Raw genomic sequence first — 22,130 nt, 5'->3', positions numbered from 1 at the left:
AAGTGGCGTTATAACAACAGGGCAGCTGCTTGTTGTCAACTGGCAGTAAGCTGACTTTGTTGCGGTCCGGGTTGAATGAAACCGCGGGTAATCAGAGGAATTACTATGGTGTTGGTTAGCCGATGGTTGGCGATGGTAGCAGTAGCATTGTTTACCGGCAGTAGCGCGGCATTGCAAGCGAGCAAGCTGCAGGTGGTCACTGAACTGTCGCCACCACATCAGACCCTGGTTGACGGTGAAGTTGCCGGTTACAGTACCCGGCTGGTGCAAGCTGTTTTGCAACAAGCGGGTTTGGCCGCCGATATTAAGTTGTATCCGTGGGCGAGAGCATACCGCATGGCATTACAACAGCCTGATACTTTAATTTATAATATAGCCCGTAGTGCCGAGCGCGAGTCATTGTTCCACTGGATTGGGCCGGTCGCAGCCTATCAGCTTGGCTTTGTAAGACTGGCCCATCGGCAGGATATAGTGCTTCATACGTTAGCGGATGCCCAGCAATACAGCATTGCGGTACAACGGCATGATATTGCCGAGACCTTTTTAACTGCGCATGGTTTTGGACAGCCGGGTCAGCTGGTGCTGGCGGCAGATATTACCGAATCCTGGCAGTTGTTGCTCAATGGCAAGGTAGATCTAATCATTGATGATCCGAATGCACTAAGCGCGATGGCGACGCATTTCAGTATTAAGCCTGAACATGTAACGTTTGCATTTGCGATAGCGCCTTTGCAGCAGCAAACTTATCTGGCCGCCAGTAAAGCGACGTCGTCTGAGATTGTTGCTGCCTTGCAACAAGCTCACCGTGAGGTGGCCGCTACGGCGTTGTATCGGCAAGTGATGCGGTCTGAATTTGATTAAATACCAGCTAGCAGATCACTCAGACAAAACAGGCCGCGTATGCGGCCTGCTTTGTCTGTAACGGCTGACTTAGCATGACTAAGCTGGTCGTTTAAATTTTCTTATATTTTATCCGGTGCGGTTCCAGTGCCGCTGCACCATAAGTGGCTTTTAACCAGGCCTCGTAGTCAGAATAGTTCCCCTCAAAGAAATTTACCTGGCCTTCGTCCCGGTAATCCAGAATATGGGTGGCTATCCGGTCCAGAAACCAGCGATCGTGCGATATCACCATGGCACAGCCAGGGAAGTCGAGCAGAGCGTTTTCTAATGCGCGCAGGGTTTCGACGTCTAAATCGTTGGTAGGTTCATCCAGCAGTAACATATTGCCACCAGCTTTTAACAGTGCCGCAAGATGTACCCGGTTGCGCTCACCACCCGATAATTCGCCAATAAACTTTTGCTGGTCGTTGCCTTTAAAGTTAAAACGGCCCACGTAAGCCCGGCTGGGGATCTGGAAATTACCAATTTGCAGCATATCCTGGCCGTTAGAAATTTCCTGCCAGACGGTATTCTTCGGGTTCATGCTATCGCGGAACTGATCAACACTGGCAACCTGCACGGTGTCCCCAATACTGATTTCGCCGCCGTCAGGCTGCTCACTGCCGGTGATCATTTTAAATAAGGTGGACTTACCGGCGCCATTTGGTCCGATAATGCCAACAATGGCACCTTTAGGAATACTGAATGTCAAATCATCAATCAGCAGGCGATCACCAAACGACTTGCGCAGGTGATTAACTTCCAGCACCTTATCGCCAAGGCGCGGCCCCGGTGGAATAAACAGCTCGTTTGTTTCATTACGTTTCTGAAACTCCTGGCTTTGCAGCTCTTCAAAGCGGGCCATCCGTGCTTTGCTTTTCGCGTGGCGGCCTTTGGGGTTAGTGCGTACCCACTCCAGTTCCTGTTTAATCGAACGCTGGCGGGCATTTTCAGATTTTTCTTCCTGCTGTAAGCGGGCATCCTTTTGCTCCAGCCAGGACGAGTAGTTGCCTTCCCAGGGAATACCATAGCCACGGTCCAGCTCTAAAATCCAGCCGGCCACATTGTCGAGGAAATAACGGTCGTGGGTAATGGCCACCACAGTGCCCGGGTAGTCATGCAAAAAGCGCTCTAACCAGGCAACCGACTCGGCATCCAGGTGGTTAGTAGGCTCATCCAGCAGCAACATATCCGGCCGTTGCAACAACAAGCGGCAGATAGCGACCCGGCGCCGCTCTCCCCCTGATAAGTGGCCAATATTGGCATCCCAGGGCGGCAGGCGCAGCGCATCGGCCGCGCGTTCCAGCGTATTCTCCAGGTTATGGCCATCTTTAGCCTGAATAAGCGCTTCCAGTTCGCCTTGCTCGCGTGCTAAGGCGTCAAAGTCAGCGTTTTCTTCAGCATAAGCAGCATACACCTGATCCAGCCGGCTAAAGGCCTCTTTGACATCCACAACCGCTTCTTCGACAATTTCACGCACCGTTTTGCTGGTATCCAGCACTGGCTCCTGCGGCAAATAGCCTATTTTGGTGCCGGCCAGTGGCCGGGCTTCTCCTTCAAATTCGGTATCGACGCCGGCCATAATTCTAAGCAGTGTCGATTTGCCTGACCCGTTTAAACCCAACACGCCAATTTTGGCTCCCGGGAAAAATGACAACGAAATATCTTTGAGGATCGTTTTTTTCGGTGGGACAACTTTCGACACCTGATACATTGAGTAAATATATTGCGCCATAGTGCTCTTGCAACCAGTTATTAAAGATGATGCAAATTGTACGTTATTTTACGCCAACAGGGAAAGCCACTGGCTGGCGCAACGATAATGATGGCTTTTTACCCGGCAAATCTGTTCTAATAGCTGGCATTATTAGCCACTAAAATGCAGGTATGTTATGGCCGAGTTTGAACACGATCCAAGTTATCAGAAATTTGTTGAGGAAGCCAAAACCAATGGCGTGGTGTGGACCTTGGCTGATGGTGAGGATTTATTAGTAGTAGAATCAGTTGAATTTGAAGAAACCGATGTGATGCCATTTTGGTCAAATAAAGCTGATGCACAGGCTCATTGCTCAGATGAATGGGCCGGTTATAAGCCTGAAGCCATTCCGCTGGACGTATTTTGTGATGGCTGGTTAAAAGAAATGTATGACGATGGCGTACTAATTGGTACCAACTGGGATGAATCGCTAAATGGCCCGGAAGTCGAGCCACGTGAGCTGCTGGAATCCTTAGCTCGGGTTCAGTAAGCGCGGAAAATCCACCATTGGTGACTTTTTCGCAGAAAGTTGAGTTATTTACTAAACTATAGGTTTTGTTGTGACGTAAAAGCACAACACAGCGTTTAGTTGGATTTAAAATATGTTGTCAGAAGAAGCTATTATAGTGCGCAGTGCGCTGGAAGCGCAGGGGCTTGAAACGCCCATGCTGGATAATGGCCTGTCCAGAGATGAAAAGTATCAGAAGATTTCACAGTTAATGACACAGGTGGTCAGTACGCTTGGCCTCGATTTAGCTGATGACAGCCTGAGAGAGACGCCGCATCGCATTGCTAAAATGTATGTTGATGAAATTTTTGGTGGCCTGAATTATCAGAATTTTCCCAAAATAGCCCTGATTGAAAACAAAATGCAGGTGCGGGAAATGGTTAAGGTGAAAGATATCAGCTTCACCAGCACCTGCGAGCACCATTTTGTCACCATTGATGGCAGTGCTACTGTGGCTTATATTCCGCAGGGTAGAATTATTGGTTTATCAAAAATAAACCGGATTGTTCGCTTTTTTGCGCAGCGCCCACAGGTACAAGAGCGGTTGACTCAGCAAATATTGCTGGCCTTGCAAGCCTTGCTGCAAACCAAAGACGTGGCGGTAACCATGGATGCAGTGCATTACTGTGTCAAATCGCGAGGCGTGATGGATATGAATTCCAAAACGCAAACGACAGCGCTTGGTGGTATTTTTAAAGATGATGGCCGGACAAGAGCTGAGTTTCTCGCGCGTTATTAATGACAACTGGTAAGTTATAGTAAAAAAAGGTGCTACGGCACCTTTTTTGTTACTGCTACGGCACCTTTTTTGTTACTGATAGTGCAGTTAATCAAGTATTAGATTGCAACTGTTGCTGAATAAACTCACTTGCCTGCCCGGCTGGCAGTGGTTTACTGTAATAATAACCTTGTATTTCATCACACCCCAGTTGAATTAATAAGTCGCGTTGTTGTTCAGTCTCTACCCCTTCAGCGATGGTTTTTAACCCTAAATTAGCCGCCATATTAATAATGGCTCTGACAATGGCTTTATCCTGACTGTTTTTAAGTAAATCACGAACAAAAGACTGATCTATCTTTAGTTTCGTTAATGCAAAACGTTTAAGGTAACTGAGCGAGGAATAACCAGTTCCAAAATCATCGATAGCAATATTCAGACCGCTAGCTCTTAGCCCGGTAATTAACGCGATAGCCTTTTCTGGTTGCTCAGCCATGGCGCTTTCGGTAATTTCCAGCTCTACACAGTTTGCCGGTACGCCACTAAATTCAATAGCGTTATACACAAATTGTTGTAAATTCTCTTGCCTGAATTGAATACTGGATAAATTTATTGCCATATTTAACTGGCGATAGCCTGAATTATGCCATTGAGCCAGTTGCTGCAGGGCCGTTATAATAACCCACTCACCAATTGCAACAATTAAACCACTGCGCTCGGCCAGTGGAATAAATTCGGCTGGCGATACCTGACCAAAGTCGTCATGGTGCCAGCGTAGCAAGGCTTCAAAACCAAACAGCTGTTGATCAACTAATGAGTACTGTGGCTGATAAACCAGACTAAGCTGGTTACGGTCAATGGCCCGGCGCAGCGCATTTTCCAATAGCAGGTTACGGGTGTGAAATTGCTGCATATCAGCAGTGAAAAACGAGTAGCGGTTACGGCCACTTTCTTTTGCCCGATACATAGCAATGTCAGCATGTTTGTAAAGTTGATGAAATTTCTGGCCGTCTTCTGGGTACATTGCAATACCAATAGACATCGACAGGTTAAGTTCATGGTCGTCAAGATAATAGGGCTGCAGAATCAGCGGCAGCATTCTTTCTGCTAAGTGAGCTGCACTATTGGCATCAGCTTCAGGCAATACCAATACAAATTCGTCTCCGCCAAGCCGGCACAGAGTATCTTCCGCCCGACATAGTTTGCGCAAGCGCTTTGCCACTTGAATAAGCAGCTCATCACCCATTTCATGGCCCAGAGTTTCATTGATTTGTTTAAAGCGATCTAAGTCCATCAGTAGCATGGCAAATGGTTGGCTGTTGCGTTTGGCATGCATCAGCGCCTGCTCAGTTCGGTCTACCAATAAGCTACGGTTGGGTAACTGGGTTAGTGGATCGTAGTTCGCCAGAAACTTTATTTGCGCTTCATCTTCTTTATACTGGCTAATATCACTAAACAGGGCGACATAATGGCTAACCAGCTGATGTTCATCAGTGATCTGGCTGACAGAGAGCCATTCCGGATAAGGCGTGCCATCCTTGCGCCGGTTCCAAATTTCGCCTTGCCAGCTGCCTTGGCTGGCTATAGCCTGCCACATGTTGCTGTAAAAGCTTTTATCCTGACGGCCGGATGCCAGAATTTTAGGGTTTTTACCCATGACTTCTGCTGCGCTATAGCCACTAATTTTACTAAATGCGTTGTTAACCATAACAATTTTTTGCTCAGCATTGGTAATAAGTACCCCCTCTGAGCTTTGTTCAAAAATGCGGGCCAGTAGTTGTAATTGCAGTTCTGCTTCTTTTCGTGCCGTGATATCCAGATGAATGCCTACACTTAGCCCCGTTTTCCAGCCGTGCTCATCCAGCAGCGATTTACCGCGTGACAGTATCCAGCGCCAGCCGCCATCAGCGTGCCGCATTCGAAACGTATTCTCATAAATACTATCAGGCTCGCTATGCTGAAGATATTGCTGAAAAATGGCGCAAGCTTGGGCTTTATCGGCAGGATGTATTAAGTTTGTCCAGCATTCATGCAGATTGTTGGGTTGGTTGTTAGCAAATTCAGCTTGGTTATAGCCAAGCTGTGCATAATATTCAAAACCGCCATATAGCTGATTAGTTTGTTGTTTAAACTCCCAGCTACCTGTGTTTGAAGCCGAAATAAACGACTTCTGCCGCTGCAACTCAGTATGTAAGGCGGCTGTACGCTGGCTGACCAGAGTTTCTAATTGATATTTATGAATTCGGGTTTGGATAAGTTGCGCCACCAGTGCCGCCAGCATAACACTGAATAACATCGCCAGTGCCAGTTGACGATATAATATCAGTTTGTTACTCCAGCCTGATTTGGGTACTAATTGCAGTTGCCAGTTGGTATCTCCCAATGCGATTGACTGAATGAGTGGCTGCTTAAAAATTTCAGTATCAGACTGGCGGATCAGCTCAGGGGCGCTGTGGTCGGACGATAGTCTTGTTAAACGAAACTGCAGCCCTTGTTGCTGCATGCTATCAAGCCGCGCCAGGCTGTTTAAATCTGCCAGACGTAAGGTAACATTAACCAGCCCCCACCAGACTTGCTGCGCTGGATCAGAATATATCGCCAGTCTGCCAATGACACCTTCGCCACCTTGCTTTAGCTGATAAGGGCCCGTCACATTAATGGTATTGCTGGCTATGCTGGCTTTAGCAGCAGCGGCCTGCTGCGGATCAGTCAGAATTTCATAGCCCAGTAAGTTTTGGTTGTCGCTCAACGGATAAACCGCCGCCACGGATCCTCCCGGAGCTAACGAAAAAGCAGTCACGTTTTTATAATAAGGAAAAAGTTTACGGGCAAACTGATTGAACTGGCTAATATCACCATCCTGCTGCCTGACAAAAGCGGCTAACGCATGGGCAGCGCTAAGTTCGCGGCTCAGTTCCTGCTGCAACGCATAAGTAAAATTACTGGCTGTTTCAGCAACCTGACGTTGCTGTTGCTGTTGTCGTTGTTCGGCCAGATAAAGCACCAGGCTGACACTCAACAGTAAGGCCAGCGCAAGGACCAGCAAAGTAACCACAATGACAAGACGGCGTTGCTTTCGAATGAGTTGAGGCATAAGTTTATAGAAAAACATACAATTTTCAGGATTTTGAGTACACATTGTAGCAGTTCAGGAACGGAAATATTGGCTTAACTAAAAATAAGCTCAGCCCATCATTGCTAATGATAATGATTTCTATTAGCATATCGGAATTGTTATCCCGGATTCATGCACTATGTTGTGGCAAAACCAGGCTTTTCATCGCGTGATGCGGTTATTACATAGCTACAGCTCAATGCTGGTTTTAGTGTTACTGCTGTTTTTTGCGGTTACCGGTATTACCCTGAACCACACTACATTTTTCAGTAGCACTGCCGGTAAATATCAGCATCAGCAGCATTACCCCTTGCCTGCTGCATTGCAACGCAATGAGTTACCCACTGAGCCTGAACAACTGCAGGCTTTGGCATTAGCAATTAACGAATGGTTGCGTAAGAGCCATCAGCTAAAAGGCGGCCAGCTGCAATATGAACTGCAGCCGGATGAGCAGGCCTTAGTGCTTGATGTTAAACGTCCGGCAGGATACAGCAATGTCTGGGTTGATTTCGCAGCTAATACGGTTGAGGTAGACCATTACTTCGCCGGATATCTGGCGTTAGCAAATGATCTGCATAAGGGTAGGGATGCTGGCGCCAGTTGGACTCTGCTGATTGATATGACTGCCGTTGCCTGCATTATTTTTGCCCTGACCGGTTTTTATCTGATGTTGCGCAGTATGTCACAGCGCAGCATAGGAAATAGCCTGGCCCTGCTGGGCATTATTCTGGCCTTACTGGCTTATCTTATATCATTCCATTGACTTCGCCTTTGGCTATTACGGAGCCCTGACTTTATGAAAAAAGCTGCTATGTTACCGTTATTGTTGGGTTTGAGTAGCCCGTTGCTGGCTTCGCAAATGACCATTACTGTTGAGATACCGCAGCTGGAGGCTGCGCAATATTACCGGCCGTATATCGCGGTCTGGATTGAAAACGAGCAGCAACAGCCGGTTAAACTGTTGGCTATCTGGCAACAAAAGCCAGACTGGTTAAAAGACCTACGCCGTTTCTGGCGTAAAACCGGCCGTAGCGACAGTGCGCTGGTTGATGCGATGACCGGTGCCACCCGCGGGCCCGGCAGTTACCAGCTTAGCTGGGACGGGCTGGACAATGAAGCGAATAAGGTAGCGGCAGGCAATTATGTGCTGTTTGTGGAGGCCGCACGCGAGCAGGGCGGGCGTAGTTTACAGCGCCAGCCTTTTAGCTGGGACAACAGCGCTGTCACTTTGCAACAAGCAGCAGAGCCTGAATTAGGCCAGCTTACGGTGACCATAAAATAGATTTTGTATAACCTAAGGATAGTTATTATGAAAGTACGCTTATCTCTCGCTGCTGCTGTATTCAGTGTGCTGGCAGCCCCCGCCAGCAGCCATACCTTGTACATTTTGCCCAGCCACTTTGTTATATCGACTGACAGTAGCTGGATAACCGCCGATATTTCTGCGGCGAATATGACCTTTCAACCCGACAAAGGGGTCAGTGTGGCAAACTTCCGGCTGCATTTACCTGATGGTTCCGTACAACAGGCTGCTGGCAGCCATCAGGGCAAGCGTAAGGCAATGGTGGATGTCGAGTTAAGTGCAGAGGGTACTTATCGTTTAGAGCTGGGTGGGCCGGCCCGCTACTTTACCAGCTATCAGTTGAACGGCGAGCGTAAGCGGTTACAGGCTGATAAAACAGAGCGCGCTGCCAGCTTACCGGCGGGTGCCGAAAATATCCAAACTACTCAAAGTCGCAGTAAAGCCATTAGTTATATTACACTAAAGCAGCCAACGACCACGGTTATAACACCTCGCGGCGAAGGACTGGAACTGGTAACCAGTTTACACCCGGCCGATATTGTTGCCGGCGAGCCACTGGCGATAACCCTGTTACTGGATGGCAAAGCACAGGCTGGCGTGGCGCTTGAGCTGAGCTTTGATGGTGAAAACTATCGGGATGATGCTATGCGGGTACTGGCTGCAACAGACAACCACGGCCAATTTACTTATACACCAGCCAGCGCTGGGCGTTACTTACTGGAAGCGCGTTACAATGCGGACGTGGCGACAACCAGAGCCGATAGGATATCGGAAGGCCTGACCTGGAGTTTCGAAGTCGCCTTACCTTAGGCTATAGGCTTGAGTACAAGCAACAGCTGCATAAGTCGGCCTGGTGATATCGCCAGGCCATTTTGTTACTCTTCCAAATCCCAGTCGTCCAGCAACTGACGCAGCCGCTTTTGTTCCAGCAGATCGTCAATGCGCCGGCGTGCTTCATACTTTTGTTTGGCTTTACTATCTTTGCTGACTTCTTTGCGCAGTTCAATGTCAGTGGCAATATCGTCTTCTTCTACTTCAGGGTTTACAGCTAACAACATAGACAACACCTCCGTTTTTTGCCTATTTACCGTTATTTCGGCCGATAAAACAGTGAATTATTTTGCAACTAACGATAAAAATTTTTTACTCAAGAGCAATTTGTAATTCCGCCGCCGCCAGTAAAGGCTGAAATACTTGCTTTCGCGGCGAGACACTTTGTTTGGCCTCGACAATATTTTCAATAAAATCAATTACCTTCTCTTGCAATCGAACCTTGTTCAGCCGGTTAATCCGGGCAATGCCGCCAGGGCTCATTACGTTAACTTCAATTAACTTGCCGTTGATAACATCAATACCGGCAAAAAATAAACCGTCGCGGGCGAGCTTTGGGCCGATGTGGGCGCACAGTTTTTTCTCCTGCTCACTGAGTTGATGTTTTACCACGGTGCCACCTGCATGCACGTTGGAGCGCATATCATCAGCCGGCGGAACACGCCGCATCGCGCCAATGGCTTTGCCGTTTAACATCAGTATGCGGATATCGCCTTGCTCTGCACCCTCAACATATTCCTGCAAAATAACGTAGTTACCCTTATCACCATCACCGATGTAAAAGTCCAGTAATGAGCGGGCGCTTTGCACGGCGGATTTTTCCATCACAATCACGCCTTTGCCGCCATAGCCGTTCAGGGGCTTTAAAATCATCTTATCGTTGGTCGATTCAGCCAGTACCCGTGCCAGATAGTCTTTGTTCTTTGACACGTGGGTTACCGGAATAAACTCATTGGCCGGATCATGCAATGAGGCGGTATACATTTTATTATTGGCGATACGAATACCATCTAAGTCATTCATAATAAAGGTATCCTCTCGTACCGAGTCGAGAAAGTTCAGTACAATAGGGTCAAGCGGCGGGTTAAGCCTGATAAAAATAGCGTCAAAAGCAGCCAGTGGCAGTTTCTGTTGGTTAAATTCGACCTTTTGGTAAAAGCTGGCAATATTACTGGAAATTTTCTGGCCCTTTACCACCACTTTACAAAATGCCTGGGCAATGCTGTCGCGCACGGTCAGGTTATTGGCATGGGTTATAGCCACGCTGTGGCCGCGGCTTACTGCTTCATGGATCATCCGGATGGTGCTATCACCATCGGGCATCACTTTTTCCCACGGATACATTAGAAAACAAATACGCATCTGATACTCATTTTGTTGGTAGGGTATTTTTATTGATAATGTGCTAAGCATAATGGGCTTGAGCAAAAATGAAAGTGGATGATAGCGTAAGCCTTGATATTTGTTGCGGCTTTTTAAAAATAATAATATGTCGACAAAATACACCTGTGGCTGCATCTGATTAGCGCGCCAGGTCGTAGCTTGTCAAAAAACAACAAAGGATCAGATATGGAAACATCGCAACAACAGTTGTTGGAGTGGTTGTATGCTACGGCTAATGGTAACCGTTCAGCGTTCGAAAAGCTTTATCAGGCCAGTTCGGGAAAATTGTTCTCTGTGTCACTGCATTTGCTTCGCCGTCATGACTGGGCAGAAGATGTACTGCAGGATGCCTTTGTCAGAATTTGGCACAATGCCTCGGATTATCATGCCGAAAAAGGCACAGTAATGACCTGGATGATCAGCATTACCCGTTACCGAGCACTGGATTTGCTTAAATCACGCCGGATTAAAGCAGAGCACCTTGATGTCACAGAAGACTTGGCCGCCGAGATAAAGCCGGGGGAGGTGCTGGGCTTAACCAGGGAAAAGGTTAAGTTGGACGAGTGTATGGATGCGTTAGTGCCTGAGCAACGTCAATCTATCCAGTTAGCGTATTTAAATGGCCTGAGTCATCATGAAATTACCGAGCATACCGGCTCGCCATTAGGTACGGTGAAAAGTTGGATCCGCCGGGGTTTAACCCAGTTAAAGAGGTGTCTGGAAGGATGAATTATTTACAGCAACAACGACTGGATGCATTAGCGGTTAATTATGTGCTGGGCGGTATGCGCGGCCGCGCCCGCTTGCGCTTTCAAAAACTTATTTCCACCGAAAGTCAGGTAAGAACCACGGTGTGGCATTGGGAGCAGCACTTAAATCCACTGGCCGAGTCTCTGCCCGCTACATCGCCGCGGTCTGAGGTGTGGCAAAAAATCCAACGCCGTCTGGGCTGGTTAGCGCCTGAGCAAGCCGTTAGCCGCAATGTGCGACCATTTTGGCTGAGCCTGGCCACCGCTGCTAGCTTGTTACTGGCAGTAGTATTGTTGCAACCGATGCTGACAGCGCCGGTAAAAACTGAAGTAGCGATTATTCAAACCAGTGATGCAAAGGCATTGTGGCTGGTATCACGCCAGCAGCAGCAGTTAGTCTTTAAAGCGACCGCAGCCGTTTCTGCTGCCGCTGAAAATGATTATCAGCTGTGGATGTTGCCAGCCGATGGTCAGCCGCCTATTTCGCTGGGGTTATTACCCCAACAAGGTGAAAGTACCGTGCAGTGGCCACAAGCTGCCAGGGGCATTGATATTGCCGCGCTGGCAGTCAGTTTTGAGCCATTAGGCGGTTCACCAACCGGCCAGCCCACCGGGACTGTGCTCTTTACTGCGGAGATTATGGCAATTTAAGCTCGCTTCACTCAATTCAAACTAAAAAACCGCTGCGGCGGTTTTTTTATTTTTTATTTTTGGAATAGCTGCATCCAGTAGCACAAGTCAGTCGTTACTAGGTCGCAATATAAATAAAAAAGGATCCAGAAAATGAAACGTTCAATATTATGTCTAGCAGTAACATCAGCACTAGGCGCTGCGGTAATGGTTGCCGATGTGCAGGCATCAAGCCACCGCGAAGCACCCAGTATTACCCGTTCACCCACTGTCGATGCAACAGACTTTTATGTGTTTAACAGTTATGAGAGTGGACGCGAGGGTTATGTCACACTGATCGCAAATTATATTCCACTGCAGGACGCCTATGGCGGCCCCAATTATTTCGCCCTCGACCCAGCAGCTGTCTACAGTATTCATATCGACAACGACGGTGATGCCATGCCCAACATGAGCTTTAACTTTCGTTTTAGCCAAAGCCTGGCGAATGAAGGCAATGGTGTGCAGTTAGCCATAGGGCCGGAAGGTAATCAGCGGATGGTCGGTGTGCCGCTGAAAAACGTCGGTGGTATCAGTAGCGACAGTAGCGCTGCACTTAACTTTATTGAAAACTACACAGTAGAACTGGCCAGTGGCAGCAGTAGCAGTATGTTAATGCCTGACGATGGTACCATGCAATTTACCAAGCCTTATGACTATGTCGGCAATAAAACTTTCAGCAACAGTGCTGCTTATCAGGCCTATGCCGATCAATATGTGTATGACGTGGCATTACCGGGTTGTGACGCCCCAGCGCGGATCTTTGTTGGCCAGCGCAAAGACCCCTTTGTAGTCAATCTGGGCGAAACCTTTGATTTAGTGAACTATGTGCCGGTAGAAGGTGACAGTGCACCGGGAGCCGGAGATGGTGCTGGCTTTCCGGGCGGGATCACTCAAAGCAGTGCCAATGATGATTTAGTAGACAAAAATGTAACGTCTCTGGCAGTTGAAGTACCCACAGCCTGTATTACCGGCAGCGGCAATGGCGTTGTAGGGGCGTGGACCACAGCCAGCTTACCGCAAGCCCGCATTTTAAACCCCAATGCGACATTTGACCGGCCCGACGTTAATGGCGGTGCTCTGGTTCAGGTTTCACGCTTAAGTAATCCATTGGTCAATGAGTTGGTAATTGGGTTAGCCGATAAAGATAAATTTAATAGTAGCAAGCCGGCTGCTGATGGCCAGTTTGCTGACTATGTGACGCATCCAAGCTTACCTGCACTTTTGAATATCCTCTTCAGAGACGCTGTAAACAGCACACTTGGTACCAATATCGACGATTTAGCGCCGTCAAACTTTCCACGTCTGGATTTGGTTAATGTGTTTTTAACCGGTGTCGAAGGGGTTAACCAATTAGCGACCGTAACACCGTCAGAAATGTTGCGCTTAAACACGGCCATTCCGGCCAAGCCCGCGGCGATGCAGTCTGCTTTTGGTGTGGCGGGTGATGATTTAGCCGGTTTCCCTAATGGTCGTCGTCCGGGTGATGATGTAGTTGATATTGCACTACGGGTAGTAATGGGAGCGCTGTGTCACGATATCCCGGTAAATGGCACCCCTACTAATCTGGGGTACTGCATGCCGGAAGATGCGCCAGTAGGTAATGTGCCCTTTACTGACGGTGCGCCGCTAAATGCCACTATGTTAAACAGCAGCTTCCCCTATTTATTAACCCCATTAGCGGGCTCACCTAACTAAGGAGGTTGTAATGAACAACGTAGCATTTAAAACCGCCCTGGTGCTGGCAATGATGTCCGGGCTGGTGGCGTGTAATAGTAGCAGCGATAAGCCAAATGAGGCTCCGCAGTTGGTGAGTACCAGCTTTGTAACTGAAACGGACGAGGCCATTGCTGATAAATTAGTGGCGTCGGATCCGGAAAATGACCGGCTGATTTTTAGCTTAGTAGGCGACGCGCAAGCGGGCATGGTCACTGTGCAAGGCGACGGGCAATTTTTATATACCCCGGCCAGTGAATTTACCGGTGACGACAGCTTTGCTGTAGCCATTACTGACGGTAAGAATGTGGTGCAGGCGACGGTTACCATAGATGTTCAGGTAGCAGTAGTGTCATTTCTGGACTATAGCCGCAGTGCGTTTGCCCAGGATACTGATGCCACACCGTTATCAGCAAATGGTCGGGAGTTCACCATGGACGCCATGGCTGAAGCCGATTATGCCGATCTGCTGCAGGGCCTTTAACAGGACATAAAACGGGGCGAGCAATCGCCCTGTTTTTACTTAAGCTTATGAACAAATACCTTTTAATTTTAGTGTGGTTATTAGTGCCGCCACTGCAGGCAGACAGTTTTCGACCTGCGGCTGATGATAGCCTGGCGTTAGCTGCCGCCTTGCCACTAACGGATCGGATGGTTGAGTTACTAGCACGACTGACTAGCGAGCCTGATAAAGCCGCTACACTGGAACATGCCACCCTGGAACTCAGTGGCTTGTACTTACAAGGGGCGCGGCAACCTGGTTTTGATGATTGGTTTCATGAGGCTGAACAATGGCTTGATACCTTAGGCAATAAAAGTGCTGGTTCAATCAACTATCTGTTGTTACGCGCCGACATTCAGCAGCAGCAACATCAGTTTCAGGCTGCGCTGCAGACGTTGCAGGCTGTTTTGAATAAAGATCCGCAACATCTTTCTGCCAGCCTGATGGCAGCCCGGGTTTATCTTGCCACGGCACAGCATCAGGCGGCACAACAAGCTTGTGCCCGCTTATGGCAGCAAGACTTATTTCTGTTCTCGGTATGTAGCTATGAAGTGGCTGGCCGCAAAGGAAACTGGTCCAGCAGTTATCCGGCGCTGGAGCAGCTTTATCAGCGACAAACCAGCATACCACCAGCGATTGAGATTTGGGTTAGAGGCATTTTGGCTGAGCAAGCAGAGCAGTTGGGCCAAATGCGAGTTGCCCAACAGTGGTTACAGCCTATTTTGTCTCAGGCTCCCACCAGTTTGTGGTTGAAGTGGGCAGATTTGAGCCTGCAACTGGGCGAAGCCGAGCGGGTTTTCAATAAACTGTCCGCGTTACAACAACATTTAGGGTTTGCGGATAGTTTGCTGGTCAGGTTAGTGATGGCTGAGCAGCAATTAACGGCTGAACAACACAGCGCCAGCCAACCCTCATTTTTTGCAGAGTTGGCACAACGGATTAACGTAAGAATAGCGCGCGGTGATAGCGATCACGCCGCGGATTTAGCCTATTACTTTTTACATATTAAGCCTGATGCAGCTGCTGCACTGCATTGGGCCGAACTTAATTATCAAAGTGCTAAAGAGCCTGATGACCTTGCTTTACTTAAGCAAAGCAAGCAGGCCTTTACCCAATCAAACAAATTAACGGAAGCTTACTAATGAAAAAGAAAACGCTCTTCGGGGCTTTAGCTTGCTGCCTGTTAGCGCCATTTGTGCAGGCACATAAATTCAGTACTGCCTATATGGATGTAACGGTAGCTAACGATCAGCCAACATTGCTATGGAAAGTGGCCCTGCATGATTTGGCACAGGCCAAACTTATTGCGGCAAAAAATAATCATCAGGTGAGCTGGCAGCAAGTGCTGGACAGTGCGCCGGTACTTAATCGTTATCTGGCAGAACACCTTAGTTTTACTAGTCAGCAGCAAGCCTGTCAAATTACCCCGGCAGCAACCAGCGAATGGCAGCTGCAGCGCTTGCAACGCGATTTGTACTTGCTGCTGCCGCTGGCGGTCACCTGTCCAGCGAACAGTGACTGGCAGCTAACGTATCGCGCACTATTTCAAAGTGAAGCCAGCCATAAACTACTGCTGTCCTGGCAGGTAGCCGTTAGTAGCGGCAATGCCGTGCTGGCGGCTGATTCCGACACTTATCCCGTCTACTAATCTTATTCTCAGGTCTCCCTATGAAAATTTATCAGTACAGTATTTTATTTAGCGTGTTATCTGTTTGTTTAGTGCCGACAGAAGGGCGTGCCGATCCCTTGTCTGCTCATGTTATGGAGCAAATTATCATCAAAGGTCGGCAAACGGACTTACTGGGGCAGGCCAGCTCAGCATCAGAAGGGGTGGTCGGCAATGCTGAGATTAGTGACCGGCCGTTACTTCGCACTGGCGAAGTACTGGAATTTATTCCGGGAATGGTCGTGACTCAACATAGCGGCAGCGGTAAAGCCAACCAGTATTTTTTGCGCGGCTTTAATTTAGACCATGGCACCGACTTCAGTACCTTTATTGATGGTATGCCGGTCAATATGCGCAGCCACGGTCATGGCCAGGGCTATACTGATTTAAGCTTTATTATGCCAGAGCTTATTAGCCAGATTGATTACCAAAAAGGCGCCTATCATGCTGACAGTGGTGATTTTTCGGCGGCCGGCTCAGCCCGTTTTAGCCTGCAAAACCGCACCACTAATGAAATATCGATAGGACTGGGCCAGGATAATTATCAACGTTTACTGGCCAAAGGCAGCGCCAAGCAAGGTCAGGGCGATTTGCTGTTAGCCGGTGAGATGCAGCAATACGATGGCCCCTGGACTGATATTAATGAGAATGTAGAAAAGCTGAATTTGTTGGCGCGCTACAGCCAGCCATTAGCGAGCGGCCAATTGTCGGTCACCTTAATGGCGTATGACAATAGCTGGCAGGCTGCCGATCAAATACCCGGCAGAGTAGTGTCGAGTGGCGAGCTTGACCGTTTAGGTTCGCTGGATACCACGGTTGGGGGAGAGAGTAGGCGCTACAGCCTGTCAACCAACTGGTATAGCGATGCCTGGCAGCTAAGTGCCTATATTATTGAATCCGATATGGATTTGTGGTCGAACTTTACTTACTTTCTGGAAGACCCAATTAATGGTGATCAGTTTGAACAAGTTGATAAACGCTGGATTTATGGCGGTCAGCTTAGCCATCACTGGCATCAGCGCTTAGGACAGTTTGAAGTAGAGCACAACCTTGGGGTGCAGCTGCGTTATGATGATATCAGCGAGGTTGGCCTGTATAACACCCGGGCCCGCCAGCGTTTAAATACCGTGCGTAGCGATGAGGTACAACAAGGTTCAGTAGGGCTATTCAGCCAGTCTGATATTCAGCTCAGTGCCGACTGGACAGCGCACCTGGGGCTAAGATACGACTATGTTGATGTATCGGTCGACAGTGCCTTAACCACCGCGAACTCGGGTGGCGCATCAGACGCTATTTGGTCATTAAAAGCTGGCCTCAGTTACCAGATTTCAGCCAACTGGCACGCTTATATTAATGCCGGCCAGGGGTTTCACTCCAATGATGCCCGTGGCGTAACAACTGCTGCCGATCCGCTAACCCTCGAGCCGGTAGATCCGGTGGATTTACTGGTGCGCTCAGAGGGGGCGGAGTTGGGGCTGCGCTTTTTTGACTACACGGCTTTTAATGCCTCTGTGGCCCTTTGGTATCTGCAGATGGACTCAGAGTTGTTGTATGTTGGTGATGCTGGCAATAACGAGCCCAGTCGCGCTAGTCGGCGTTTTGGGGTCGAATTAGCCGCATATTACTGGTTGGGTAATAACTGGAGTCTGGATGCTGAGCTCGCCGTTACCCGTTCCCGTTTTACTGAGCCAGAGGCCGATGAAGGCAATTATATTGACGGTTCATTGCCTTTTGTTGCCAGTATGGGGCTGATTTATAAAGCCGATAGTGCCTGGCAAACCAGCTTAAGGTTGCGACATTTTGGCAAACGCACCCTGGACAGTTTTAACGAGCAGCGCTCGGCCAGCACAACGGTATTAAACGCCGGCTATCAATATAACTGGCAACAATGGACTTTTGGTCTGGAGCTATTAAATTTACTGGACAGTAACGACAATGACATTGATTATTTTTATGCCTCCCGCTTACCCGGCGAGCCGGCTGAGGGCGTTGAAGACCGCCACTCGCACCCGATAGAACCCAGAACGGTGCGGGCCAAGGTCACTTATCGTTTTTAATCAGTTACTATCACTGTAAAGGAGATCGGTTTACGCTAAGCTAACGTAAGCGATGTAACGTAATAGCAACTGCAAAACTGGAGATTAAAATGAAAACTTGGTTAAGTGCAGCCGCATTGGCTGCAACGGTAATAGCGGCACCGGCAATGGCAAACCAGTGTGGTGAAATACTGGGCCATGCTATGCAGCAACTGAACACCCGTGAAACGGTTGATCTTTGCGAACAGTATCAGGGTAAAACCATATTGGTAGTTAATACTGCCAGCAAATGTGGTTTTACCAAACAGTTTGAAGGCTTAGAAGCCTTATACCAGAAATATCAGGATAAAGGCCTGGTGGTGCTGGGCTTTCCGTCAGACAGTTTTAAGCAAGAGTACGACGACGCCGAGAAAACGGCTGAAGTGTGTTACCTGACCTACGGCGTTAAATTCCCGATGTTTACCACAACTAAAGTACGTGGCGATGATGCGAACCCGGTATTTAAAGCGCTGATTGCCAAAACCGGTGAAACGCCATCCTGGAATTTTAATAAATATCTGGTAAGTAGCGATGAGCAAACGGTAAAGCATTTTGGCAGCCGTACCGCGCCAGATGACAAGGCTTTTATCGCTGAACTGGAAAAAATGCTGGCTGCTAATGGCGCTGTTGCAGTAGCTGATAAAGCAGGGGAGTGATTAGCGATCTAAACTGTCAGCTGCGGCTAGAACCTCGAATTGGTCATCATAGAGTGTCTGAGTGAGTGCGCAAGCGCGAGCGACAAACTTGTCAGGAACAAGTTTGAACAGCTTCAGCTGGCCCGTCACGGGTGAAGGGCAGGATGCCCGTAGTAGTTGCTGTGATGAGCCAAGGCGAGTGTTGTAGCAAAAGCAGCTGACTTTGCGCCAGCCGCAGTTGACTATTGAGTGATGCTACTGTCTGTTACAGGTTTGAACGTAAGGATTAATACTTAAGCTGGTTGGCTTTGCTCAAAAGCTTGATCAACTGTTGTAGGTTTAGCTTCAGCGGCTTTGCGGGCCAGCACGTCACAACGCTCATTCTCCGGGTGGCCGGCATGACCTTTTACCCAGTGCCAGTTAACCTTGTGTTTTGCTGCGGCAGCATCGAGCCGTATCCATAAATCCTGATTTTTAACCGGCTGTTTTTGGCTGGTTTTCCAGTTATTACGTTTCCAGCCGGCCAGCCACTGCATAATACCCAGCCGCACATACTGGCTGTCGGTAGTTAAATCTACCTGACATGCTGATTTTAAGCTTTCCAGCGCGACAATAGCAGCCAGCAGTTCCATCCGGTTATTGGTGGTCAGGCGAAAACCGCCGCTAAGCTCTTTGCGGTGTTCGTTGTACACCAAAATGGCACCATAACCGCCAGGTCCCGGGTTGCCCAGACAAGAACCATCGGTGAAGATCGCAACACTTTTCTGCATAAAGCCTTTCCTCGAAGCAAAACGGCGTATAATCTAACTTAATTGCAGTAAAAAGCGAAATCTATCATGGCAAAGCGACAAATTATTCTGGATACCGAAACGACCGGTATTAATCCGCGGGAAGGGCACCGTATCATTGAAATTGGTTGTGTTGAGTTAGTAAACCGGCGTTTTACCGGCAATAACTACCATGTTTACATTAACCCGGAGCGGGAAATTGAAGCCGAAGCCATCGCTGTACACGGTATTACTAACCAGCGGTTAGCGGCTGAGCCGAAGTTTCGCGATATTGCTAAAAGCTTTTTTGACTATATTCAGGGTGCTGAACTGGTTATTCATAATGCGGCGTTTGACGTCGGCTTTATTGACCATGAATTTGCCCGGCTGCGCCCGGCGTTGCCGCCGGTCAACGAATACTGCGCCGTGCTGGATACCCTGAAATTAGCCCGGGAGCTGCATCCGGGGCAAAAGAATAACCTTGATGCCTTGTGCCGTCGCTATGATATTAATAACAGCCACCGGACCTTACACGGCGCCTTACTGGATGCCGAAATACTGGCCGATGTCTACTTACTGATGACCGGTGGCCAGGTAAGCTTAAACCTGGCCGCCGAACAACATCAGGGTGAACAAGGCGATAGCGGTGAGATTGCCATTATTCGTAGTAGTAAGCTAAAGGTTGTCAGAGCATCAGCCGATGAACTACAAGCCCACGAAAGCCGGCTTGATTTAGTGCAGAAAAAAGGAGGAAGTTGTTTGTGGCGAAATTAAGTGTTCAGTGGGGTTACCTGTTGTTGCTGTCTGCATTGCTGTGGCCGGCCCTGACACAAGCCCAGGATACCGCTGCGCCAGCAGCAAGCGCCGAGCTGACCACTGCCGAAGAAGAAGGCTTTGCGCTGTTAGCCGACTTGCCCACCAAGAACCAGATCCCCTTGTTTGATAATCGCTTTCGGATTGATAGCGACGTCGACACTATCACGCTGTTATTGTTTCGCCGGCCAGGTAGCGCCTCAGTCGTTTTAGTAAGGCCTGACGGCAGTAAATTGTACTTTAATACTGCAGAGCAAAACCAGATAAGATGGCATGACGCCGCGACTTACGATTTAATCGAAATTAACAATCCTATGCCCGGACCCTGGCAGGCTATTGGTCGACTCCTGCCTGAAAGCCGTATTATGGTGCTTACCGATATTAAACTGGATGTTGATCCGCTACCTGACAACCTGATGGTGGGCGAGACGGTAAAAGTAACAGCAAGGTTGTTAAATGGCGGGGCTGCGATTAACGCCCGCGATTTTCGTGAAGTGCTGACGCTGGAAGTGATTTTCATCAGTACCAATAATGCCGATTATGACAATTTTGGCCGGGGCATTATTCAGGTGGCTACCTTTCGGGATGACGGCAGAGGCTTTGATGAGCGGGCAAGAGATGGCGTTTTTACCGGCGAATTTAAACTGGATTTTGTGGCCGGCGAGTGGACCCCAAAATATATTGTTCGTACCGCACTTTATACCCGTGAAGTAGAGCACTCACCACTTATTTTAAAGCCAGCGCCTGTTAACCCAGAGGTTGTTATGGCGACAACAGAAACCGACAAACACCGGATTATCTTTAACATTACCGAGCCCATGGTAGATGCGACAAGTTTACTGATCCAGGGGCGGGTACGTTATCCCGATGGCAGTATTGATCAATTTGCCCTTAATACACTCACCGCTGCAGATAAGTCACTCTTGCTGGAAAACAAAGGGTTCGGCAGCTACATTATGGAGTCTGCTGTATTTGGTAACTGGCAAGATGGCCGTGAGTTTATGCTTACTTTGCCCGAGCTCAGTTTTGTGGTGAATCAGCAAACTTTTGCCGCGCCCGAGCTGGAAAAACTACCAGAGCAACTGCTGGCAGAACAGATTGCCGCTCAACCAGAGCCTGAGCCTGAATTTCCCTGGGGATTGGTTATTGGTATCAATTTGTTTATTTTGGTGAGCGGCAGCATTGCTATCTGGTGGGTAATGAGTGGGAAAAAACTCAATGCTCTGTTGTTTTGGCGTAAAGCAGCGCCAGTGTCAGACAATAAAGCCGCGACGCCTGCTGGAAATGCTACAAAATCTGCGTCTTCGCAGACAAAAGCGCAAAAAAACAACGATCTGGATGATATTCTGGATCTTTCACTGCCGGATGATTAAGGAATAGCCAAAAGCGACAAAAAAGAAGTTGACGGGCTTTGGCCTTATCCGTATCATTCCCGCCGCAACAGACGATACCCAAATGAAATTGTCTGGTGTAATTAGCGCGGAGCGGTAGTTCAGTCGGTTAGAATACCGGCCTGTCACGCCGGGGGTCGCGGGTTCGAGTCCCGTCCGCTCCGCCAATTTTTGTTGCTTCTTCGGAGCGGTAGTTCAGTCGGTTAGAATACCGGCCTGTCACGCCGGGGGTCGCGGGTTCGAGTCCCGTCCGCTCCGCCATAGCAGCAAACGCTTTCTGATTCCGGAGCGGTAGTTCAGTCGGTTAGAATACCGGCCTGTCACGCCGGGGGTCGCGGGTTCGAGTCCCGTCCGCTCCGCCATTTCAGTCAGTTTCCAAAGAGCATCAGCTCACTCCAGTGCGGAGCGGTAGTTCAGTCGGTTAGAATACCGGCCTGTCACGCCGGGGGTCGCGGGTTCGAGTCCCGTCCGCTCCGCCATTTTATTCAGTTTCCAAAGCGCATCAGCTCACTCCAACGCCAAGCGGTAGTTCAGTCGGTTGCTCTCTGTTAACAGCTTAGCCGGCCTGTCACGCCCAAAGCTATGTTGCTCGCGGGTTCGAGTCCCGGCAGCTCCGCCATTTCAGTCAGTTTCCAAAGCGCATCAGCTCACTCC

General features: G+C 48.9%; 21 protein-coding genes and 4 tRNA genes. 20 read left to right on the top strand and 5 right to left on the bottom strand.

The window, feature by feature from the left end:
- The first annotated feature begins 105 nt into the window (after window positions 1–105).
- Window positions 106–861 carry a substrate-binding periplasmic protein gene (locus WG68_RS16905; RefSeq protein ID WP_235357765.1) on the top strand — a complete coding sequence of 252 codons (756 nt, stop codon included), beginning with the start codon at window positions 106–108 and terminating at the stop codon, window positions 859–861.
- A gap of 91 nt (window positions 862–952) precedes the next feature.
- On the opposite strand, the gene ettA is transcribed toward WG68_RS16905, so the two are convergent.
- Window positions 953–2,614 carry an energy-dependent translational throttle protein EttA gene (gene ettA, locus WG68_RS16900; RefSeq protein ID WP_046558902.1) on the bottom strand — a complete coding sequence of 554 codons (1,662 nt, stop codon included), beginning with the start codon at window positions 2,612–2,614 and terminating at the stop codon, window positions 953–955.
- A gap of 157 nt (window positions 2,615–2,771) precedes the next feature.
- On the opposite strand from ettA, the gene WG68_RS16895 reads away from it, so the two are divergent.
- A complete protein-coding gene (locus tag WG68_RS16895; protein WP_019676987.1) occupies window positions 2,772–3,125 on the top strand; it encodes a DUF2750 domain-containing protein in 354 nt (117 codons plus the stop codon).
- Window positions 3,126–3,237: 112 nt separating this feature from the next.
- Complete coding sequence (folE, locus tag WG68_RS16890) at window positions 3,238–3,882, top strand: GTP cyclohydrolase I FolE (RefSeq protein WP_046558901.1); 645 nt, start codon at window positions 3,238–3,240, stop codon at window positions 3,880–3,882.
- A 91-nt stretch (window positions 3,883–3,973) separates the two neighbouring features.
- On the opposite strand, the gene WG68_RS16885 is transcribed toward folE, so the two are convergent.
- On the bottom strand, window positions 3,974–6,916 hold the full coding sequence (locus WG68_RS16885) for an EAL domain-containing protein (RefSeq protein ID WP_235357764.1): 2,943 nt from the start codon (window positions 6,914–6,916) through the stop codon (window positions 3,974–3,976).
- Between the two features lie 199 nt (window positions 6,917–7,115).
- On the opposite strand from WG68_RS16885, the gene WG68_RS16880 reads away from it, so the two are divergent.
- From WG68_RS16880 to WG68_RS16870, 3 genes are read left to right on the top strand one after another with little or no spacing between them, the layout of a single operon-like run.
- A complete protein-coding gene (locus WG68_RS16880; protein WP_046558900.1) occupies window positions 7,116–7,739 on the top strand; it encodes a PepSY-associated TM helix domain-containing protein in 624 nt (207 codons plus the stop codon).
- Window positions 7,740–7,772: 33 nt separating this feature from the next.
- Window positions 7,773–8,258 (top strand): DUF2271 domain-containing protein, encoded by a 486-nt coding sequence (locus WG68_RS16875; protein WP_046558899.1) that lies wholly within the window; start codon window positions 7,773–7,775, stop codon window positions 8,256–8,258.
- Between the two features lie 27 nt (window positions 8,259–8,285).
- Window positions 8,286–9,089 (top strand): DUF4198 domain-containing protein, encoded by an 804-nt coding sequence (locus tag WG68_RS16870; RefSeq protein WP_046558898.1) that lies wholly within the window; start codon window positions 8,286–8,288, stop codon window positions 9,087–9,089.
- Window positions 9,090–9,154: 65 nt separating this feature from the next.
- On the opposite strand, the gene WG68_RS16865 is transcribed toward WG68_RS16870, so the two are convergent.
- Window positions 9,155–9,337 carry a PA3496 family putative envelope integrity protein gene (locus WG68_RS16865; protein WP_200897623.1) on the bottom strand — a complete coding sequence of 61 codons (183 nt, stop codon included), beginning with the start codon at window positions 9,335–9,337 and terminating at the stop codon, window positions 9,155–9,157.
- Between the two features lie 85 nt (window positions 9,338–9,422).
- The gene (locus WG68_RS16860; RefSeq protein ID WP_046558953.1) at window positions 9,423–10,472 is read right to left on the bottom strand and encodes a glutathione synthetase; all 1,050 of its coding nucleotides are present in this window, start codon (window positions 10,470–10,472) and stop codon (window positions 9,423–9,425) included.
- 207 nt (window positions 10,473–10,679) lie between these two features.
- On the opposite strand from WG68_RS16860, the gene WG68_RS16855 reads away from it, so the two are divergent.
- The 8 genes from WG68_RS16855 to WG68_RS16820 all read left to right on the top strand — a co-directional run bounded on the left by WG68_RS16855 (window position 10,680) and on the right by WG68_RS16820 (window position 18,526).
- The gene (locus tag WG68_RS16855) at window positions 10,680–11,222 is read left to right on the top strand and encodes a sigma-70 family RNA polymerase sigma factor (protein ID WP_083981951.1); all 543 of its coding nucleotides are present in this window, start codon (window positions 10,680–10,682) and stop codon (window positions 11,220–11,222) included.
- A complete protein-coding gene (locus WG68_RS16850) occupies window positions 11,219–11,893 on the top strand; it encodes an anti-sigma factor (RefSeq protein ID WP_046558897.1) in 675 nt (224 codons plus the stop codon). Before WG68_RS16855 ends, WG68_RS16850 begins: the two co-directional genes overlap by 4 nt.
- A 132-nt stretch (window positions 11,894–12,025) precedes the next feature.
- The gene (locus WG68_RS16845) at window positions 12,026–13,609 is read left to right on the top strand and encodes a DUF4331 domain-containing protein (protein ID WP_046558896.1); all 1,584 of its coding nucleotides are present in this window, start codon (window positions 12,026–12,028) and stop codon (window positions 13,607–13,609) included.
- 10 nt (window positions 13,610–13,619) lie between these two features.
- Window positions 13,620–14,111, top strand: coding sequence for an Ig-like domain-containing protein (locus tag WG68_RS16840; protein ID WP_046558895.1), 492 nt, complete (start codon window positions 13,620–13,622; stop codon window positions 14,109–14,111).
- A 47-nt stretch (window positions 14,112–14,158) separates the two neighbouring features.
- Complete coding sequence (locus tag WG68_RS16835; RefSeq protein ID WP_046558894.1) at window positions 14,159–15,271, top strand: tetratricopeptide repeat protein; 1,113 nt, start codon at window positions 14,159–14,161, stop codon at window positions 15,269–15,271.
- Window positions 15,271–15,777, top strand: coding sequence for a hypothetical protein (locus tag WG68_RS16830; protein WP_046558893.1), 507 nt, complete (start codon window positions 15,271–15,273; stop codon window positions 15,775–15,777). Before WG68_RS16835 ends, WG68_RS16830 begins: the two co-directional genes overlap by 1 nt.
- 20 nt (window positions 15,778–15,797) lie before the next feature.
- The gene (locus WG68_RS16825; RefSeq protein WP_046558892.1) at window positions 15,798–17,852 is read left to right on the top strand and encodes a TonB-dependent receptor; all 2,055 of its coding nucleotides are present in this window, start codon (window positions 15,798–15,800) and stop codon (window positions 17,850–17,852) included.
- A gap of 89 nt (window positions 17,853–17,941) precedes the next feature.
- Window positions 17,942–18,526, top strand: a complete 585-nt coding sequence (locus tag WG68_RS16820; protein WP_046558891.1) for a glutathione peroxidase — start codon at window positions 17,942–17,944, stop codon at window positions 18,524–18,526.
- Window positions 18,527–18,798: 272 nt separating this feature from the next.
- Here the strand turns inward: WG68_RS16820 and rnhA are convergent, their stop codons facing one another.
- Window positions 18,799–19,275 (bottom strand): ribonuclease HI, encoded by a 477-nt coding sequence (gene rnhA / locus WG68_RS16815; RefSeq protein WP_046558890.1) that lies wholly within the window; start codon window positions 19,273–19,275, stop codon window positions 18,799–18,801.
- A gap of 66 nt (window positions 19,276–19,341) precedes the next feature.
- Here rnhA and dnaQ point away from each other — a divergent pair, with 66 nt between their 5' ends.
- The 6 genes from dnaQ to WG68_RS16785 all read left to right on the top strand — a co-directional run bounded on the left by dnaQ (window position 19,342) and on the right by WG68_RS16785 (window position 21,955).
- Window positions 19,342–20,046, top strand: a complete 705-nt coding sequence (gene dnaQ, locus WG68_RS16810) for a DNA polymerase III subunit epsilon (protein ID WP_046558889.1) — start codon at window positions 19,342–19,344, stop codon at window positions 20,044–20,046.
- A complete protein-coding gene (locus WG68_RS16805) occupies window positions 20,034–21,458 on the top strand; it encodes a TIGR03503 family protein (protein WP_046558951.1) in 1,425 nt (474 codons plus the stop codon). The genes dnaQ and WG68_RS16805 overlap by 13 nt, the downstream gene beginning before the upstream one ends.
- Before the next feature lie 108 nt (window positions 21,459–21,566).
- A tRNA-Asp gene (locus tag WG68_RS16800) sits at window positions 21,567–21,643 on the top strand.
- Window positions 21,644–21,660: 17 nt separating this feature from the next.
- Window positions 21,661–21,737 (top strand) — tRNA-Asp (locus WG68_RS16795).
- A 24-nt stretch (window positions 21,738–21,761) separates the two neighbouring features.
- Window positions 21,762–21,838, top strand: a tRNA-Asp gene (locus tag WG68_RS16790).
- A 40-nt stretch (window positions 21,839–21,878) separates the two neighbouring features.
- A tRNA-Asp gene (locus WG68_RS16785) sits at window positions 21,879–21,955 on the top strand.
- The last annotated feature ends 175 nt before the right edge of the window (window positions 21,956–22,130 follow it).

The organism is Arsukibacterium ikkense, from assembly GCF_000987775.1.
GTDB classification, from domain to species: Bacteria; Pseudomonadota; Gammaproteobacteria; order Enterobacterales; family Alteromonadaceae; genus Alishewanella; species Alishewanella ikkense.
The sequence above is the reverse complement of the archived record's forward strand: the minus strand, read 5'-3'. Positions and strand labels throughout refer to the sequence as shown.